At 46.0% G+C, this 16,166-nt stretch carries 17 protein-coding genes; 12 read left to right on the forward strand and 5 right to left on the reverse strand.

The window, feature by feature from the left end; genetic code table 11:
- The first annotated feature begins 131 nt into the window (after positions 1–131).
- Positions 132–1,496, forward strand: coding sequence for a class II fumarate hydratase (locus AELLOGFF_RS06845; RefSeq protein ID WP_159267975.1), 1,365 nt, complete (start codon positions 132–134; stop codon positions 1,494–1,496).
- Positions 1,497–1,505: 9 nt separating this feature from the next.
- Here the strand turns inward: AELLOGFF_RS06845 and AELLOGFF_RS06850 are convergent, their stop codons facing one another.
- Positions 1,506–1,970: a thiol-disulfide oxidoreductase DCC family protein gene (locus tag AELLOGFF_RS06850; RefSeq protein WP_159267976.1), complete on the reverse strand. Its 465-nt coding sequence runs from the start codon at positions 1,968–1,970 to the stop codon at positions 1,506–1,508.
- Between the two features lie 44 nt (positions 1,971–2,014).
- Positions 2,015–2,677, reverse strand: a complete 663-nt coding sequence (locus tag AELLOGFF_RS06855) for an arylesterase (protein ID WP_235035739.1) — start codon at positions 2,675–2,677, stop codon at positions 2,015–2,017.
- On the opposite strand from AELLOGFF_RS06855, the gene AELLOGFF_RS06860 reads away from it, so the two are divergent.
- Both AELLOGFF_RS06860 and AELLOGFF_RS06865 read left to right on the forward strand, forming a co-directional pair.
- Complete coding sequence (locus AELLOGFF_RS06860) at positions 2,676–3,362, forward strand: ABC transporter ATP-binding protein (RefSeq protein WP_159267977.1); 687 nt, start codon at positions 2,676–2,678, stop codon at positions 3,360–3,362. The genes AELLOGFF_RS06855 and AELLOGFF_RS06860 overlap by 2 nt on opposite strands.
- Positions 3,359–5,854 (forward strand): ABC transporter permease, encoded by a 2,496-nt coding sequence (locus AELLOGFF_RS06865; RefSeq protein WP_159267978.1) that lies wholly within the window; start codon positions 3,359–3,361, stop codon positions 5,852–5,854. Before AELLOGFF_RS06860 ends, AELLOGFF_RS06865 begins: the two co-directional genes overlap by 4 nt.
- A gap of 19 nt (positions 5,855–5,873) precedes the next feature.
- Here AELLOGFF_RS06865 and AELLOGFF_RS06870 read toward each other — a convergent pair whose 3' ends face one another.
- Positions 5,874–6,536, reverse strand: a complete 663-nt coding sequence (locus tag AELLOGFF_RS06870; protein ID WP_159267979.1) for a TetR/AcrR family transcriptional regulator — start codon at positions 6,534–6,536, stop codon at positions 5,874–5,876.
- Positions 6,537–7,149: 613 nt separating this feature from the next.
- Between AELLOGFF_RS06870 and AELLOGFF_RS06875 the strand changes: the two genes are divergently transcribed.
- Positions 7,150–7,485, forward strand: a complete 336-nt coding sequence (locus AELLOGFF_RS06875) for a hypothetical protein (protein WP_159267980.1) — start codon at positions 7,150–7,152, stop codon at positions 7,483–7,485.
- A gap of 175 nt (positions 7,486–7,660) precedes the next feature.
- On the opposite strand, the gene AELLOGFF_RS06880 is transcribed toward AELLOGFF_RS06875, so the two are convergent.
- Together AELLOGFF_RS06880 and AELLOGFF_RS06885 are read right to left on the reverse strand one after the other, a co-directional pair.
- A complete protein-coding gene (locus AELLOGFF_RS06880) occupies positions 7,661–8,326 on the reverse strand; it encodes a nitroreductase (RefSeq protein WP_159267981.1) in 666 nt (221 codons plus the stop codon).
- A gap of 168 nt (positions 8,327–8,494) precedes the next feature.
- The gene (locus AELLOGFF_RS06885) at positions 8,495–9,475 is read right to left on the reverse strand and encodes a malate dehydrogenase (RefSeq protein WP_159267982.1); all 981 of its coding nucleotides are present in this window, start codon (positions 9,473–9,475) and stop codon (positions 8,495–8,497) included.
- 286 nt (positions 9,476–9,761) lie between these two features.
- Between AELLOGFF_RS06885 and ttcA the strand changes: the two genes are divergently transcribed.
- The 8 genes from ttcA (at position 9,762) to AELLOGFF_RS06925 (ending at position 16,121) form a co-directional block, all read left to right on the forward strand.
- Positions 9,762–10,655, forward strand: a complete 894-nt coding sequence (gene ttcA, locus AELLOGFF_RS06890; protein WP_159269309.1) for a tRNA 2-thiocytidine(32) synthetase TtcA — start codon at positions 9,762–9,764, stop codon at positions 10,653–10,655.
- Positions 10,656–10,920: 265 nt separating this feature from the next.
- Positions 10,921–11,619 carry a hypothetical protein gene (locus tag AELLOGFF_RS06895; RefSeq protein ID WP_159267983.1) on the forward strand — a complete coding sequence of 233 codons (699 nt, stop codon included), beginning with the start codon at positions 10,921–10,923 and terminating at the stop codon, positions 11,617–11,619.
- On the forward strand, positions 11,616–12,611 hold the full coding sequence (locus AELLOGFF_RS06900) for a flagellar motor switch protein FliG (RefSeq protein ID WP_159267984.1): 996 nt from the start codon (positions 11,616–11,618) through the stop codon (positions 12,609–12,611). Before AELLOGFF_RS06895 ends, AELLOGFF_RS06900 begins: the two co-directional genes overlap by 4 nt.
- A 56-nt stretch (positions 12,612–12,667) precedes the next feature.
- Positions 12,668–13,081 carry an Hpt domain-containing protein gene (locus AELLOGFF_RS06905; protein WP_159267985.1) on the forward strand — a complete coding sequence of 138 codons (414 nt, stop codon included), beginning with the start codon at positions 12,668–12,670 and terminating at the stop codon, positions 13,079–13,081.
- Between the two features lie 121 nt (positions 13,082–13,202).
- On the forward strand, positions 13,203–14,159 hold the full coding sequence (fliM, locus tag AELLOGFF_RS06910) for a flagellar motor switch protein FliM (protein ID WP_159267986.1): 957 nt from the start codon (positions 13,203–13,205) through the stop codon (positions 14,157–14,159).
- Positions 14,160–14,223: 64 nt separating this feature from the next.
- A complete protein-coding gene (gene fliN, locus AELLOGFF_RS06915) occupies positions 14,224–14,643 on the forward strand; it encodes a flagellar motor switch protein FliN (RefSeq protein ID WP_159267987.1) in 420 nt (139 codons plus the stop codon).
- Between the two features lie 69 nt (positions 14,644–14,712).
- Positions 14,713–15,279: a hypothetical protein gene (locus AELLOGFF_RS06920; RefSeq protein ID WP_159267988.1), complete on the forward strand. Its 567-nt coding sequence runs from the start codon at positions 14,713–14,715 to the stop codon at positions 15,277–15,279.
- A complete protein-coding gene (locus AELLOGFF_RS06925; RefSeq protein WP_159267989.1) occupies positions 15,276–16,121 on the forward strand; it encodes a MinD/ParA family ATP-binding protein in 846 nt (281 codons plus the stop codon). The genes AELLOGFF_RS06920 and AELLOGFF_RS06925 overlap by 4 nt, the downstream gene beginning before the upstream one ends.
- The last annotated feature ends 45 nt before the right edge of the window (positions 16,122–16,166 follow it).

Genomic DNA, 16,166 nt, shown 5'->3' on the forward strand with positions numbered 1-16,166 from the left:
ATGAGCTGTTGGGCTGCGGTGCTTTATCGTGGTTTTTATTGGTAACAGGGCTGATATAAAGATGTCACTATTCATAACAGAGAATAGCTGTGTGGCTGAACGATATATTTTTGTGACAACAGGGGAAAGCTATGACTGACTATCGAATAGAGCACGATAGCATGGGGGAGGTGCAGGTGCCTCAAAGCGTTAATTACGGTGCGCAAACACAGCGCGCAATTAATAATTTTTCCATTAGTGGTCTCACTCTGCCTCGCCAATTTATACACGCTATTGTGCGTATAAAGCGCTGTGTGGCAATGGTTAACCGCGAGGAAGAGCTGATGTCTGAGCCTTTGTTTATCGCAATAACCAGTGCTGCCGATAAACTTCTTACCGGAGATTATGACGATCAGTTTCCCGTTGATGTTTTTCAGACCGGAAGTGGCACCAGTACCAATATGAATGTTAATGAGGTAATCGCTAACCTTGCTAGCGAGCACGGTGATTTAGTGGTCAGCCCAAATGATCACATTAATATGAGCCAGAGTAGCAATGATGTGATTCCAACCGCTATTCATATTAGTGCAGCAATGGCGATCCATGAGAATTTAATACCCGCTATTGACCATCTAGAAGTGGCAATAAGAGCCAAATCTCGTGATACAGGGAGCATGATTAAAACCGGCCGAACTCATCTCATGGACGCCATGCCGTTGACTGTAGCTCAAGAATTAGGGGCTTGGGCGGAGCAGGTCCATAAATCAGGAAAACGATTACATGAATCGAAAAAAAGTTTATGTCAGCTGGCGCAAGGTGGTACTGCTGTAGGTACGGGGGTGAATGCACCTGATTTATTTGCTGAGAAGTTTTGTGCCGCCATCAGCTTGGATACTGGTTTATCTTTTGTGCCTAACCCTTCTTTATTTGAAGCATTATCGTCCCAAGATACGGCGGTAGCCGTGTCGGGACAGCTAAAAACGCTGGCGGTAAGTCTGCTTAAAATAAGCAATGATTTACGCTGGATGAATAGTGGTCCGCTTAGCGGCTTGGCCGAGATAAGCTTGCCGGCACTGCAACCGGGCAGCAGTATTATGCCTGGTAAAGTAAACCCAGTTATCCCTGAGGCAGTGGCGATGGCATCAGCTCAGGTTATCGGTAATGATAGCTGTATTACCGTGGCTGGTCAGTCAGGTAATTTCCAGCTCAATGTTATGCTCCCGCTCATTGCTTATAATTTATTGCAAAGTATCGATTTAATGACCAATGCTTGTCGGGCATTGGCGGATCAATGCATTTCAGACATTGTGGTAAATGAGCGTGTATTAAGTGAAAACCTTGCTAGAAACCCGATACTGGTAACCGCATTAAACCCAGTCATCGGGTATTTGGCGGCGGCTGATATCGCGAAAAAGGCTTATGCAGAGCAGCGTCCTATTATTGATGTTGCAGAAGAAATGACTGACTTGAGTCGTGAACGCTTGTCTGAACTTTTAGACCCTCTGAAGCTGGTATAAATGGGCCGTTTAGCCGGCTGATTTTTTAAACGTTAAAAATCGTTGTTTGTCATTGGTGCTAGGTAATCTACATTGTTTGTATTTGCCGAATAAGGTGTAGCGATATTTTGCAAGCTGGTCATAGAGAAAATCGCGAATGGCTAGGGGTATTAAGCGGAATATACTGGCTATTCTCCATGGGTAGGGCATAGCGGCTAAAATGTGCAAAACGGCGGTACTTTTTTTATACACTCGACCTTTGGCAAGAAAATACAGGGTGTCGTACTGAATATTCACGGTATTACTGGGTAGCAACTGATAGTGGTCGGTAATTGCGGTGCCTTCGGGTGATTGTACTGAGGCCAATTTAAAGGTGTTGGCTTTGTCGAATGCAATAATAAAGCGTGCCCATGCATGACAAAGTTTACAGACACCGTCAAACAAAATGACGTTATTGACTGTCTCTAGTTCAAAAAAATCGTCTTGTGTAGCCATTAAATCTCTCAAGTTTTGACAATCATAGGCTGGCTTACAAAAACTTAATCCAACATCTCTCGCAGCATGGGTAATACGTTCTGTACTATTATAGGCTGGGCTTCAGCTGTAGGGTGGATGCCGTCTTTTTGCATAAGCGAGGTGTTGCCGGCAATTGATTCCAGTAAAAAAGGTATCAAGGGTAGGTCAAGCTCGTCGGCTAAAACCGTATAGTTTTGCTCAAAAGCCTGTGTATATCGTTTTCCATAATTTGGCGGTATTTTCATTCCAAGTAACAGGACTTGGGCGCCGGTTTGGGTACTCGTGGTGATCATCTGCTTTAAGTTATTACGTATGCTTAAAATAGGGTAGCCGCGAAGACCGTCATTGCCGCCAAGCTCAATGACAACGATGTCCGGCTGATGTTCTTTCAGTAGTGTTGGCAGACGTTGTAATCCACCCGCGGTGGTTTCACCGCTAATGCTTGCGTTGATAATGGTGGTATCACTGCTTACTTGGCTTTTCAGGAGATTCACCCAGCCCTCTTTTTGGGCTATACCATAGGCAGCACTTAGGCTGTCGCCAAGAACCAATATTTTAGGGTCAGTAGAGCCGTACGAAAAGGGTGTGCTGGCTAGGATGATCAGGCTAAATACGCTGTAAGCAACAAGCTTATTTCGTAAAAGATGTAAACCTTGCGACCAACTTAGGGAATTTTTTTTCATCATGATTCGCGTTAATAATCTCTGTAAAACGGTTGTCACCGGCGGCCAAGAATTAGACATACTGAAAGGGATTAACTTTAAAATCAAGGCGGGTGAAAGTGTCGCCATCGTTGGTGCATCGGGTGCGGGTAAGTCTACCTTGTTGGGTCTTCTTGCGGGCTTAGATGATGCGAGTAGCGGCGATATTATTCTACACGAAGAAAATCTAAGTTTGATGAATGAGGATGAGCGCGCAGCATTGAGGGCAAAGCACGTTGGATTTGTGTTTCAGTCCTTTCAGTTATTGGCGGGGATGACGGCTTTAGAGAATGTAATGCTACCTCTTGAGCTGGCTGGCCATCGCTCGCCGGCAAGTACAGCAAAGAAATTTCTCGATAAGGTCGGCCTTGCTGACCGTGCAGGGCATTATCCTAGGGTCTTGTCTGGCGGAGAGCAGCAACGAGTGGCTTTGGCCAGAGCGTTTGCCGTTGAACCAAATATACTGTTTGCTGACGAGCCCACCGGTAACTTAGATGAGCAAACGGGTCAGCGTATTATTGATTTATTGTTTGAATTAAATAAGCAAAGTAAAACGACCTTAGTCCTCGTAACCCATGAACTTGGTTTGGCGCGGCGTTGTGAGCGTACTTTGTTAATGCACGACGGGCTATTAACCGAAACGCCGTCTGACTCGGATTCATCGCTATGATAATGCGGGGTTTGCGTCATTTAACGCGTGCTTGGCGTGGTGGTGAGCTGGGTTTGCTGGGTTTTTCATTAGCCTTGGCTGTGGCGATAGTGAGTGGTATTGCGGGGTTTTCAGACCGTTTAAGTCTCAGTATGGAGCAGCAGAGCCATCATTTTTTAGCTGCTGACCGAGTATTGAAAACCGCGCGTACCATTCCTGATGGGTGGCTTGTTGAGGCCCGTAGCCGCGGGTTGGAAACGGCGACAGTCGCGAGTTTTAGATCGATGATTTATGCCGGTGATGGCATGCGGCTAGCGTCGATACGTGCCGTTTCTGATGATTACCCTTTACTTGGAAACGTAGGAACCAGTAACACCTTATTTGGTGAAGCGATAATGCAGGCAGCTGGCCCTAAGGCTGGCGAATTGTGGATGGACTCTAGGTTGTTTGCCTTATTAAATTTGGAGGTTGGTGAATCAGCTGATGTAGGGGATAAGCAATTCCTTGCCAGTCATGCGCTGATTAGTGAACCTGACCAAGGCAATATGAATGAGATGCTCGCACCTCGGGCGTTGATTAACTTTGCAGATTTAGCCGAGACCGGCGTTGTACAGCCTGGCAGCCTAGTGCGTTACCGTTATTTATTTGCGGGCTCAGAAGAAGTGCTAGAGGCCTATGCGCAATGGCTAGCCCCCAAATTGGCTGATGGCCAACGCTGGCAGGATGTACGCGATGGCCAACCGGCGATGGCGACAACATTGAAGCGTGCAGAAGGCTATTTATTGTTAGCGGCGAGCTTGGGGGTTGCGCTAGCAGGCGCGGCAATTGCGCTTGCAGCACGCCGCTATGGAGAGCGCAATACTGATAGTGTCGCTATTATGAAGGCTCTTGGTGCAAGTCGGCGGCAAGTGTTGTTGCATTATGGTACTCAGCTAGGTCTACTTTGCCTGTTTGCCATTCTTGTTGGTGGTCTGGGTGGCCACGGACTGCAATGGGCGTTATTTACCAGCTTAGCGTCATTAATCTCAATTGAGATTCCCGCAGCAACTTGGCGGCCTTTAATGATCGGAGGGATAACCGCCCTGGGTTGTACTGCGGTATTTGCCATGCCGCCAGTGTTGGCTTTAAGCAAAGTTTCACCATTGCTAGTTTTGCGGCGTGATAAAGATAATAACTCCACGGGTTTGCTTGGTGCTTCTATCATCGGTGTTGCAGGTCTCGCATTGTTAATGTGGTGGTACAGCGGTGACGTCATGTTGAGCGCTGCAGTTTTGGTTGCCGCCCTAGTCACTGGTGTACTGTCTAGCATATTGGTTTTGTCTCTTATTTCATTTGCTCGTCGTTTAATGCTTGCTCGGGCTGGAGGGGCGTTAAGAATTGCGCTTGCCGCTATTTATCGCCGGCGTATTACAAATGCTTTTCAAGTTGCTAGTTTTTCCTTGGCGTTAATGGTGTTGACTAGTCTTGGTGTGTTGCGCTCGTCACTATTAGAAGAGTGGCAGTTACAGCTTCCAGAGGATGCTCCCAACCATTTTTTGATTAATATTCAGCCAGCAGAAATAACGCCATTACAGACTTTTTTTGAGCAGAATGGGCTGAAACATGCCGGTTTATTTCCTATGGTGCGAGGCCGTCTAACCCATATTGATCAACAGAAAATAACGGAGATTGACGGTGTAGATGCCAGCGATGGAAGTATTGATAGAGAACTTAATCTAAGCTGGGCAAAGGATTTGCCGGATGACAATAAAGTGCTATCTGGCCTCTGGTGGCCTGAAGTCTCATTGAATAATCCCGATATGGTTCCGGTATCAGTGGAAGCAGAGCTGGCAACGAATTTGAAGTTAACCATCGGTAGTGCGCTGCAATTTAATATTGGCGGTCAGTTGCTTAGTGCAGAGGTGAGTAGCATTCGCAGTTTAGATTGGACGAGTATGCGTCCCAATTTTTACTTTATGTTTCCACCTAACAGTTTAGAGAGTTATACCGGTAGTTATATCACCAGTTTTTATCTACCTAGCTCCTTAAAAGCCTTGCTTGGCGATCTAATGAGGCAATTCCCGACGCTAACATTGATTGAAATAGATACGGTTATTCAGCAAATGAAAACCGTGGTGAGCCAAGTATCTACCGCTATTGGCTTGGTGCTTATGCTGGTGGTGGTTTGTGCATTACTTGTTGCCGTGGCAAATGTGTTGGCAAGTTTAGATAGTCGTTTACAAGAAAATGCGATCTTAAGAACTTTAGGCGCAAGTAAAAAATTGATTGTGAGCGGCTTGTTGTTGGAGTTTTCTGCGATGGGCTTGCTATCGGGGTTATTAGCGGCGGTGGGAAGTAATATTGTGCTCGCGGCTGTGCAATATTGGTTGTTAGACATGGAGGTGGTATTGCATGGCAAGGTGTTTTTTATGACGCCGTTGCTTGGTGCTGTCACCATGTGTGTGTTGGCCTGGATAGCGTGCCGGCAATTAATTACCCGCCCACCTCTGGTCGTATTGCGTCAAACACGCTAAAAATTTGACGGATTAATGATTACTCTTCAGGAGGGTAGGGTGTCAATGTTGTGGGTAGCTGAGAGATCTCTGTCGGATCTGTGCACAAGCCGGCTATCATCATGCGCAGTGATTTTTCTGCCTGCAGGTCTACATCACGGTGATAGCCATAGGTGTCAGCGTGATCTAGCATCAATGTTGCCACACCATGTACTGCCCCCCAAACTGTGTGAGCTATTGATGCAGCATCATCTAGCTCTCTGAGTTCGCCGGTTTTAAATCCACGCTCTACACCTGCACGAACTTTATAAATAGCCTCTCGTCCAGCCGAAAAAAGTTCGGGGTATTCGTTTCTGGGTTGTAATACTGGGCCAAACATCAAATGGAACATTTCGGTATGAGCTTTGGCAAATTTCACATAACCAAGGCCAAAGTACAAAAGACTAATATCAGCACGGGCCTCTTGCTCACTGGGGATGCAGTAATCAAAAAAACGCTTGAACCCCTCGGTAGCCAAGGCTGCCAGTAAGGCATTTTTATCTTTGAAATGGCGGTAGGGAGCGGTTTGAGAGACACCAATTTCCCGTGCCAGAGCGCGCAAGCTAAGCTCACCAATACCATCATTTACCAGATGTTGCTCAGCAAGTGCCATCAGCTCTTGACGGAGGTTGCCGTGATGGTAGCTTGTGTTCGTGTTAATCATGTTCATAGTCATTGCTTTTTGTTTGTCATACTGCCGTAATGTTGACAGTGATTATATCTGGTGTCATGTGTTTTTTTTGGATATTCCTAACAATATCAACAAAGTTGGTAAGTTTAGCGAAGATCTTGGGGTAAGTCGCCCCGCGACAAGCCATTTCATGCTTTAAGAGCTTCTAGTCACTCCATTTAGATCTGTATCGAAGCAGATATTAATTCATATAAGGCAGGATTGAATGATTTGAGGTGGCGCCGTAATGGGCTTCCTTGTTGCTAAACGTGAAAAAGACAATGGAACCTCTTTAAAGGGCGTTCGAACAAGCCGAGAATTAACTATCTTGAATCAACTTGTTTTGAATCGTTACAAATAAATTTTGATAATAAAGCGTAGGGGGGTACCCGTTCAAATAGTCTGTAATGATGAGGGTGAAAATCTGAATGCCTCTATGGCGTTTATACTGTTAATACTAATGTGTTTTAAACCTAGTATGGCAACAAAAAATGGTGGTGTAGTTGGGTATGAGCGAGTGATATGATCCTCGGCGTTTTAAATGATAATAATGACTATCTGAAGATGTTTATTTCAAAAACCACTTCCACTTAAACGGTAAAATAATATGAATGTTTTAAGGGTTTCTTTGTTTGTTTCGACCATCGGGATATATGCAATTACGATTGTTGCGTCTTTGTCGCAAGGTATTAATTGGCCGGCATTGGCTATTTCTGACATTATGGAACTGGGTTGGCGGAGCCAATTTGATATTGATTTTTTAATTCATTTATTTTTACTGGCAGCTTGGGTTGTATGGCGTGAAGGCGCTGATGGAAAGGCGTATGTTTTTGGTTTTTTAAGTGTTGTTATGGGCGGCATGTTTACGTTTCCTTATGTGCTTTATGCGAGTTACAAAGCGAAGGGTAAGGTAGGAGATTTGTTGCTGGGTATTCATCGTTAAGTCAGGCGAGCAGTACTTTTTAATAAATTGCTGAAATAATCAGCAAATTTGATAAGCCACAACGCAGTCGTAGTATTTTATAAATACTTAATCTCATCGTTTATTGATTAGTGGTAAGGCTTTTTAAGCGTTGCGTGCTAATAGCGCGCAACGCTAATGGCTGTTGAGGTGTTGCTTAGTCGATAAATTGCACTAGGTCAGTCAATGGGTCGCGGTCCATAATCACGTCGTTAATTCGAGCCCCTACGTCTTCATAACCAAAAGATATCCCACATACAATCGCGTTACCTTCTGGAATGTTAGCAATTTTGAATACGGGATCTGGGTAGAATGCTAAGGCACCTTGTGGGCAACTTGCTAGGCCATTTTCGACGAGCAAAAGCATGAGTGTTTGCAAATAAAGCCCAATATCTATGGCGTTAATGGGGCCCATGCTTGCCGGCATGGAGATAAACGCAACGTGAGGCGCATCGAAAAATTCCCAGTTTTTAAGGGCGAGTTGCTGTCGTTTTTCTTTCTCGTGTCGCTCAATACCCATTACACCGTAGTAGGTAAATGCGCATTGGTATTGCCTTTCTTTGTATACACCTGAGAGGCCGCTATCACCGGGAGTGAATACGGGTGAGGGTGTCTTGCCAGACATTATCTCTTCAAATATTGCCGCTTGTAGATCTTTACGTGCTTGGCCTGAGACAACCACGGTATGCCACGGTTGAGTATTGCAGTTTGATGGGGCTAGTCGCGCCTGATCAAATATTTTTTCAAGGAGCTCTGGTGCAACGGGGTCAGGTTTGTATCCCCGTATTGAGCGACGGGTTTTTAGAGCGTCGGAGACGTTCATTAGTGTCATTCCTCATTTTTGTTTCTACATTTTTAACGGTAATTGATTTTTATTGTTTAGTCATTGTTCATGACATTAAATTATTAATGAGTGGCGCCTATGCGTGTTACTCGCCAATAAAAAAGGCGGCCAATGGCCGCCTTTTCTTACCACCTAGCTGTTAAGCGCTTAGGGTAGTAGGTGCTTAACACCGTCGCGTTCTTCGGCAAGCTCTTGCTCTGTAGCAAGCATTTTGCCGCGGCTGAAGTCATTCACTTCAACACCCTGAACGATTTCCCATTCGCCGTCTTTGCAGCGGCATGGGAAAGAATAGACAAGGCCTTCGGCAATGCCGTAGCTTCCATCACTGTAAACGCCCATAGATACCCAGTCATCGCCTGTTGTACCTAGTGCCCAGCTACGCATATGGCCAATGGCCGCGTTAGCTGCAGAAGCCGCAGAAGAAGCGCCACGAGCTTTGATGATCGCTGCACCGCGTTGCTGTACTGTTGGGATAAAGTCAGCTTCAAGCCATGCTTGATCAACGAGTTCGGTCGCGGTTTGGCCTGCTACTTTAGCGTTAAATAAATCTGGGTATTGAGTGGCTGAGTGGTTGCCCCAGATGGTCATATTGGTGACGTCATTTACCGTTTTACCGGTTTTGATAGCAATTTGAGTCATGGCGCGATTGTGGTCCAGGCGAGTCATGGCTGTGAAATTGCGTGGGCTAATTGATGGCGCATTGCGCTGAGTGATCAATGCATTGGTATTTGCAGGGTTACCAACAACCAATACTTTAATGTTCTTGCTAGCATTCTCGTCAATGGCTTTGCCTTGAACAGAGAAGATAGCCGCATTAGCTTCTAGAAGGTCTTTACGTTCCATGCCGGGGCCACGAGGACGGGCACCAACAAGAAGGGCGTAGTCAGTATCTTTAAAGCCAACGTTTGGATCATCAGTACATACAACGCCAGCTAGTAAAGGGAATGCACAGTCTTCTAACTCCATGCGCACACCTTGTAGAGCGTCCATTGCAGGAGTGATATCTAAAAGGTGCAGTATAACGGGTTGGTCGTCGCCCAGCATGGCGCCGGAAGCGATACGGAAAAGAAGTGCGTAGCCAATTTGGCCGGCTGCACCGGTAACGGTGACGCGAACGGGTTGTTTCATTGGGCGATTCCCTTTCTGTTAATTGTCGGATTTTTGAGCGGGTGCGATCGGATGTGGATTACACAAACCGACATGCACCCGTGCCGGGGTCTGGCCGTGTACAAGACACCTCATGCCAGCAGATTTTGGCGGCCTAATGATAGTCATCTCTGCGGCTGATTGCCAGTGCTTGAGTCGGTAAAGGCCAAATTATGGCCGCTGTTATGTGGATTGCTACGAGTTTGTGGCCGCTGAGTACGCCTTTCTATATAATGCGCAGCCCACTCCTTTATTAGATTTGCGCATTATGTCCAGCTTGCCAAAACTTGAATTCAATAAACTTCAAAAGCGTCTGCGCCGCTTTACTGGGCAGGCGATAGAAGATTATAAAATGATAGAAGAGGGTGACAGGATCATGGTTTGTCTGTCTGGGGGCAAAGACAGTTATACCATGCTCGATATTTTGATGAACCTGCAAAAGAGCGCGCCGGTAAAGTTTGAGTTAGTAGCGGTGAATATGGATCAGAAGCAGCCAGGTTATCCCGAAGAAGTGCTTCCCAATTATCTCGATACCTTGGGTATTGAGTACTATATCGTCAATAAAGACACCTACTCGATTGTTAAGCAAAAAATTCCGGAGGGCAAAACGACATGCGGGCTGTGCTCGCGACTTCGCCGCGGCACCCTTTACGCTTTTGCTGAAGAAATTGGCGCGACAAAAATCGCCTTGGGTCATCATAAGGACGATATCGTCCAAACCCTCTTTCTTAATATGTTTTATGGTTCTCGCTTATCTGGAATGCCCCCAAAATTGTTGTCAGACGACAAACGCAATATTGTGATTAGGCCTTTAGCGTATTGTCGTGAGAGTGATATCGAAGCATTCTCTGCACATAAGGGGTTTCCCATCATTCCCTGTAACCTCTGTGGCTCGCAAGAAAATCTCCAGCGCCAAAATATCCGCAAGATGTTGATGGATTGGGAGAAAGCCGATGGTAGTCGCATTGAGAAGATTTTTTCATCCATGCAAAATATCGCTCCCTCACAGATGGCTGATGCTAGCTTGTTTGATTTTGCTTCTCTGACAATTGATCGTAGCGGCGACCGTAAAGAGTATGGTTTTGATTCTACTCAGACTGTGGACGTGGGCGGTGTACCAAGCGCGCATAATGACAAGATTGAGCTGGTACAAATTAATTAACTCTAGCTTGTGTGTTTCTTGCAAAGGCTCTAATGACTGACTTTTAGTGATTGTTAGGCACCTTTTATCATAGCTTTTCTACCTTCCTATTGCGACTGTATTTGTTGTGGTGGCCTGAATACTGCTTCATTGGCAGTAATGGGTGTTTTTATGTCTTTATCGAATGAATTAAAATTAGTTTTGTCAATTTATTGACGGCTTAGGGGTTGCGGGCCGTGACGAATTGATTCTCTTGTCATTATATTGACGGTAAGTGGGGGTGTTGGTGTCAGAAAATACAGCTGAAGCAAATCCTTTATCGACGCCAAGCTTAGCTATGATTTTTTTAATGACTGCTTTGATTGTTATCGCGGTTACTATTTTGCTGCAGGCGGGGTGGGTGCAGTGGCGATTCAGTAGCGTTGAGATTGACGACAAACCTGCCAATGATCCCCGCAGTCAGCGAGAAGCTTATCTTGAAGCTAAAGCCTTGAAATTGGTGAGCTCAGTGGCTGATGTACGCGATATTAATGTGATGGTACAGATAACGGGTCAATTAGATTCATCGTCTACCGAGAGTAGTGAGATTAAGACTGTATTGATTTTGGTTAATGAGACTAAGCGCAGTGGGACGTTGGCGCAGGCAATTACCGCCATTGTGAGTACGGGATTGGCAATGGATGCTTCACGGGGTGATAGCTTGGCGCTGCAATTTCATGAATTTTCTCATATAGCGGCTCGTAAAGAGAACGTGCTGGGGTTGTCGCTTATTCAGCGGACCTATCTTGGTCTGATCGTGTTGTTTATTGGTGTTTGTGGGTTTGCTTGGGCCAGCTTTCGCTATAAAAATCAACTTTTAAAGGTTGAGCATGCAAGAAATGCTTACCAAGACCAATTACAGCGGTTTAAGTTGATCGCATCTGACGAGCCGGCTCGGGTCGCCAGTGTGATGAGTGACTGGCTGAACGGGGTGAAAGACCGGTGACGGAGGCGATACATCTTTCTGATGCTGAGCAAGCCGCTGCGTTGCTAATGTCACTCGATAAAAGTGATGCAGCCGCGATCTTAAAGAATATGCCACCTGCTGATGTGCACCGGCTAGCTGCGGTGATGAGTAGTATGGATGCGCCAAGCCGAAGTGAATTTACTCAAGTTCTTGGGCGCTTTCATCGTGATGTAAAAAGTTACTCGGGTGTTAAGGCAAGCGCTGGTGATAGGGTCCTTAATCTATTACAAGAGGCCTTAGGTGAAGAGCATGCCAAACTACTTAGTGACCGCTTGGCTCTGCATGGCCAGTCAAAACATATTGCTAAATTGAAGTGGCTAGAACCACAAACCATTGTCGATATTATTCGCCGTGAACACCCGCAGATCCAAGCAGTGGTTATAGCGTGTCTAGATGCTGCGCAGGGTAGTGACGTTTTGCTGGCTTTTGAAGAAGAGCGACGGCTGGATTTGTTAAGCCGCTTATCTGCGTTAAAACATATCACCCCAATAGCGCTTGAAGAGTTAGATTGGTTGCTTGAACAATATTTTTCTAATATTGGCCGGCCATTAGGTCGAACAATGACTGGGGATTCAGTGGCTGCGGCATTGCTCAACGAAATGGATGTTGGGGCTGAAAGTAGTTTGCTTAATGCGTTGAGGGAGAATCAGCCAGAGCAAGCCGCACGAGTGGAAGAGTTGATGTTTGGTTTTGCTCAATTTAGTCATATGGCTGAGCACGATATTGAGGTTTTAGTGCGGCAATTAGCAGCAGAAGTACTGGCGCCTGCTTTATCTGAAACAACGGCACAGCTGCGTCGCAAGTTTATTGAGGCGTTAGGACAGCAGAAGAAGCAGGCTGTAGTTGCGTTATCTAAGCGTTTCACTCAGGCCGAAGTGCATGCAGCGCAATCTGAAATTGTGAGAATAGCAAAACAAATGGCGGCAGTCGGGGAAATTATCTTGGACGCGCGTAAAATTGATGTGTTTTAGCGATCGGTTGGTTGGCATATAGATAAAATCTCTCGCTTGGGGGATCATTGTCGCTCATGCTAACTACATTTAGTTTATATAATCAAAGTACCATTTATACCGGTTTACCCAAGGATGATTTATTGATGTCTGCATTGAATTTGGCTTTGCTACAAGAGCTTAGGGAGTTTATGGAAGAGGACGTCTTTATTTTAGTTGATGAATTCGAGCTTGATACACAAGCCCGTTTAGATTGCCTTGAAAAAGCGATTGAAAATAAAGACGCTGAAACGCTTAGAACAATCGCTCATACCATGAAGGGCGGCGCTGCGGCTTTGGGAGCAGAAAACCTTTCGCAACATTTTCGAGGTCTGGAATTGCGTGGCCGGGATGCAAGCTTTCAGGAAATTGAGCAAGACTTCAGTAATGCAAAGCGTTGCTTTGCGGAGGCGATGAGGCAAATAAGGGGGTGGTTGGCGCAGCCTTTATAAGGTTGTCATTTTTTTGACAGCAAGAATTTATTTTAAGCTGTTGATTTTATTATAAATAATGTGGCTCGAGTTTTGCTCTTAGTACCTTAATTGTTGTTTTTGGCTTACTGGTGCGGACTTAATGGTGAAGGAGCTACTTTCTCAAGCAGAAATTGATGCCCTACTGGCGAATGTGCAGTCGCCAGCATTGCAATCAGATCCCAATAATTCCCATCCTGTTACTGCACGCTCATTTGATTTAGCAAGCCGGCGCCGGTTAAAGAAACGACGTCTTCCCGGCTTGGAACACATCAATAAGCGATTTGCAGAATATTTTCGTGAAAGTATTTCCGATGTGCTTGGCCAAAATGTTGAGGTTGCTGCTATTGATGTGCAACTCCAGCCTTATGGTCAATACCTGCATTCCCTGTATGTACCTACGTCATTAAATTTAATGCGACTGCAGCCGTTAAGTGGTGTTGGTATGGTTGTTTTTGATGCCCGCTTGGTTTATCGATTAGTAGATATGTTCTTTGGTGGCAATGGCACCCAAGGGCATGCTGATGGGCGGGATTTCAGCAAGGTGGAGCGCCGTGTTATTCGTCGTGTCACTGAGCGAGCACATACAGATTATGAAAAGGCTTGGCGTTTAGTCGAGACGGTTGTGTGTGAGCCTATGGTAATGGAGGTAAATCCCGCGTTGGCGTCAATTACCGGCCAGGCCGATAACGTTGTGGTGTGCCGCTTTCAAATAGAGCTTGATAGCGGTGGCGGTGGTGAGTTTCATATAACGCTGCCCTTAACGATGTTAGAACCGGTTATTGATGTACTTAGCAAAAATGAGTCGGTAGAGCAGTCGGGGAATACGACTCAGTGGCGCAGAGAATTGGGTCAGTCTTTACTGGATACCAAGGTGAGTACCGCATGTACGATCGCAGAGCCGGTAATGAGTTTATCCCAAGTTGCCTCTTTGAAAGCAGGGGATGTTATTCCATTGCGTGCTAGTGAACCTTCGATATTAACGGCTTCAGGGATGGCTATGGCGAGGGCGCAGCTGGGTATTAGAAACGGATATTTAACACTCGAAATCCTTGAGTGAGGCCCACTACTGAAGATTTCCTAAGAAAGTATTGCGAGTAATTTAACGACATTAGGTGTAAATCATGGATAAACAAGATGAGCTTCGTCGCCAGCGACAGGCCTTAAAGGAAGAAATGGAGGCGGGTGATCACAAAGATTTAGAGCGATCCGGTAGCGCGGCTTTTAGTGCGCGGTCTCCGGTTGGCGGTGCTGAGAATCGGCTTAGTGAACGTTTGCCAAGTGGTCCGGATCTATCCATGGTGATGGATATTCCGGTCCGTCTAACCTTGGAGGTTGGCGGCAGCGATATGCCAATTCGGGATTTGCTGCAACTTCATCAAGGCGCCATTGTTGAGCTAGATCGGCAAGCGGGAGAACCCTTGGATGTGTTGGTTAACGGGACGTTGATTGCGCGTGGAGAGGTTGTTGTGATTGAGGATAAGCTTGGGATACGGTTGACTGAGGTGGTAAGTCAGGCGGATCGTTTACAATCACTGTCTTGATTGGGTGCATAAAATACGGGTGGTAGCGCGCCGGATAAGTGTAATGGCGCTGCGCCGATAGGGGATGTTATGAAGCGAAGGCTGGTTTTTTTAAGCCGTGATATCACGGGGCTTTGCGAGATTGTTGAGATGTTAAAGCAGCCGCATTTACAAGGTTGGCGCTGGCGTGTATTTACTCATGCGGCGGCGTCTGTTCAGCGTCTTGGGTTACCTCTAGCATCATCCTTGCTTCTAACAAACCTGCTAGGAGGGGCTTGGCGTGGCGGCTTTTGGGGTGTTTGCTTGGGCGTAATGCTGACGATAATTGTTCAGCCACTATTTAATATCGAATCAGGCGTGGCGTGGACTATTATTATGTATTCACTACCGCTTACGCTGTTATTTTTTGGTGCTTGGCTTGGGGGGTTAAGAGGCTTAATGCAGGGTAACCCAGCTATGGATGATTACCGCGGCTATGCAGAAAATAATTTGTATGTATTGCTGGTAGATGTTCAAGCGGTTGATCAGCGATTGTTAAAGAAAATTATGGCGATGTGTAACGCTGAGCAAATTGGTGAGCATACTCGCCGAATGTGGGGGTTTCCGTGGCGAGAAAATATCTTTCATCAACCTGATGCGGAGGCGGCAGCGATATGACTCGTCCCATTCAAGTCGTTGCTGTTAGCGGAGGTAAGGGTGGTGTAGGTAAAAGCAATATTGCCATTAATCTTGGTGTGGCGCTGGCTGATAGTGGCAAGCGGGTAGTCTTGCTAGATGCTGATTTTGGTCTCGCCAATGTCGATGTGCTTTTGGGGTTAAAAACCGATAAAACAATTGAACATGTACTGGACGGCAGTTGCTCGCTTCAGGATATTTTGCTGCCAGGGCCAGCGGGAGTAAAAATTCTTCCTGCGTCTTCTGGTACTCGGCATTTGAGCATGCTCAGCGCTTTAGAGCATGCGGGTTTAATTCGTGATTTTAGTGATATTGCAAACCAATTAGATGTTCTTGTTATTGATACGGCTGCGGGAATATCTGATTCGGTCATCAATTTTCTTACGGCTGCCAATGAGGTGTTAATGGTGGTGTGTAATGAACCAAGTTCGATTACAGATGTTTATGCCTTGATTAAAATATTGAACCGAGATTTTGCTCGGCGCCGATTTAGGATTGTTGCAAATATGGTCGCGGATGAAGCGGAGGGTCGACAATTGTTTGATACCTTAAATCAAGTGTGTGGCCAGTTTTTAAATGTCGCTTTGATTTATGCCGGCACGATACCTTTTGACGTGAAGTTGAGAGAGTCGGTGAAACAACAGGTGCCGGTGTTATTGGCGGCGCCAAGCAGCCCATCTGCGCGAGCGCTGAGTGAATTAGCACAGCAAGTGAATCAGTGGCCTTTACCGGCTAAGGCACAGGGCCACTTGGTGTTTTTTGTTGAGCAATTGTTGGCAGCGCAAGTTATGGGCGACGAAGCGGTAGAGCGAGCCAATGACTGATAAGAAGCAGCCAGAGTTATCGCCGAATCCCTTTAGTGACAATAA

It is taken from the genome of Zhongshania aliphaticivorans (genome assembly GCF_902705875.1).
GTDB classification, from domain to species: Bacteria; Pseudomonadota; Gammaproteobacteria; order Pseudomonadales; family Spongiibacteraceae; genus Spongiibacter; species Spongiibacter aliphaticivorans_A.

What these genes read in the sequence shown, in the direction of transcription:
- AELLOGFF_RS06850 (WP_159267976.1), bottom strand. Translation starts at nt 1,970, where the DNA reads ATGGCTACACAAGACGATTTTTTTGAACTAGAGACAGTCAATAACGTC.
- fliN (WP_159267987.1), top strand. Translation starts at nt 14,224, where the DNA reads ATGGATAAACAAGATGAGCTTCGTCGCCAGCGACAGGCCTTAAAGGAA.
- fliM (WP_159267986.1), top strand. Translation starts at nt 13,203, where the DNA reads ATGGTGAAGGAGCTACTTTCTCAAGCAGAAATTGATGCCCTACTGGCG.
- AELLOGFF_RS06880 (WP_159267981.1), bottom strand. Translation starts at nt 8,326, where the DNA reads ATGAACGTCTCCGACGCTCTAAAAACCCGTCGCTCAATACGGGGATAC.
- AELLOGFF_RS06845 (WP_159267975.1), top strand. Translation starts at nt 132, where the DNA reads ATGACTGACTATCGAATAGAGCACGATAGCATGGGGGAGGTGCAGGTG.
- AELLOGFF_RS06920 (WP_159267988.1), top strand. Translation starts at nt 14,713, where the DNA reads ATGAAGCGAAGGCTGGTTTTTTTAAGCCGTGATATCACGGGGCTTTGC.
- AELLOGFF_RS06885 (WP_159267982.1), bottom strand. Translation starts at nt 9,475, where the DNA reads ATGAAACAACCCGTTCGCGTCACCGTTACCGGTGCAGCCGGCCAAATT.
- AELLOGFF_RS06870 (WP_159267979.1), bottom strand. Translation starts at nt 6,536, where the DNA reads ATGATTAACACGAACACAAGCTACCATCACGGCAACCTCCGTCAAGAG.
- AELLOGFF_RS06860 (WP_159267977.1), top strand. Translation starts at nt 2,676, where the DNA reads ATGATTCGCGTTAATAATCTCTGTAAAACGGTTGTCACCGGCGGCCAA.
- AELLOGFF_RS06865 (WP_159267978.1), top strand. Translation starts at nt 3,359, where the DNA reads ATGATAATGCGGGGTTTGCGTCATTTAACGCGTGCTTGGCGTGGTGGT.
- ttcA (WP_159269309.1), top strand. Translation starts at nt 9,762, where the DNA reads ATGTCCAGCTTGCCAAAACTTGAATTCAATAAACTTCAAAAGCGTCTG.
- AELLOGFF_RS06875 (WP_159267980.1), top strand. Translation starts at nt 7,150, where the DNA reads ATGAATGTTTTAAGGGTTTCTTTGTTTGTTTCGACCATCGGGATATAT.
- AELLOGFF_RS06905 (WP_159267985.1), top strand. Translation starts at nt 12,668, where the DNA reads ATGCTAACTACATTTAGTTTATATAATCAAAGTACCATTTATACCGGT.
- AELLOGFF_RS06925 (WP_159267989.1), top strand. Translation starts at nt 15,276, where the DNA reads ATGACTCGTCCCATTCAAGTCGTTGCTGTTAGCGGAGGTAAGGGTGGT.
- AELLOGFF_RS06855 (WP_235035739.1), bottom strand. Translation starts at nt 2,677, where the DNA reads ATGATGAAAAAAAATTCCCTAAGTTGGTCGCAAGGTTTACATCTTTTA.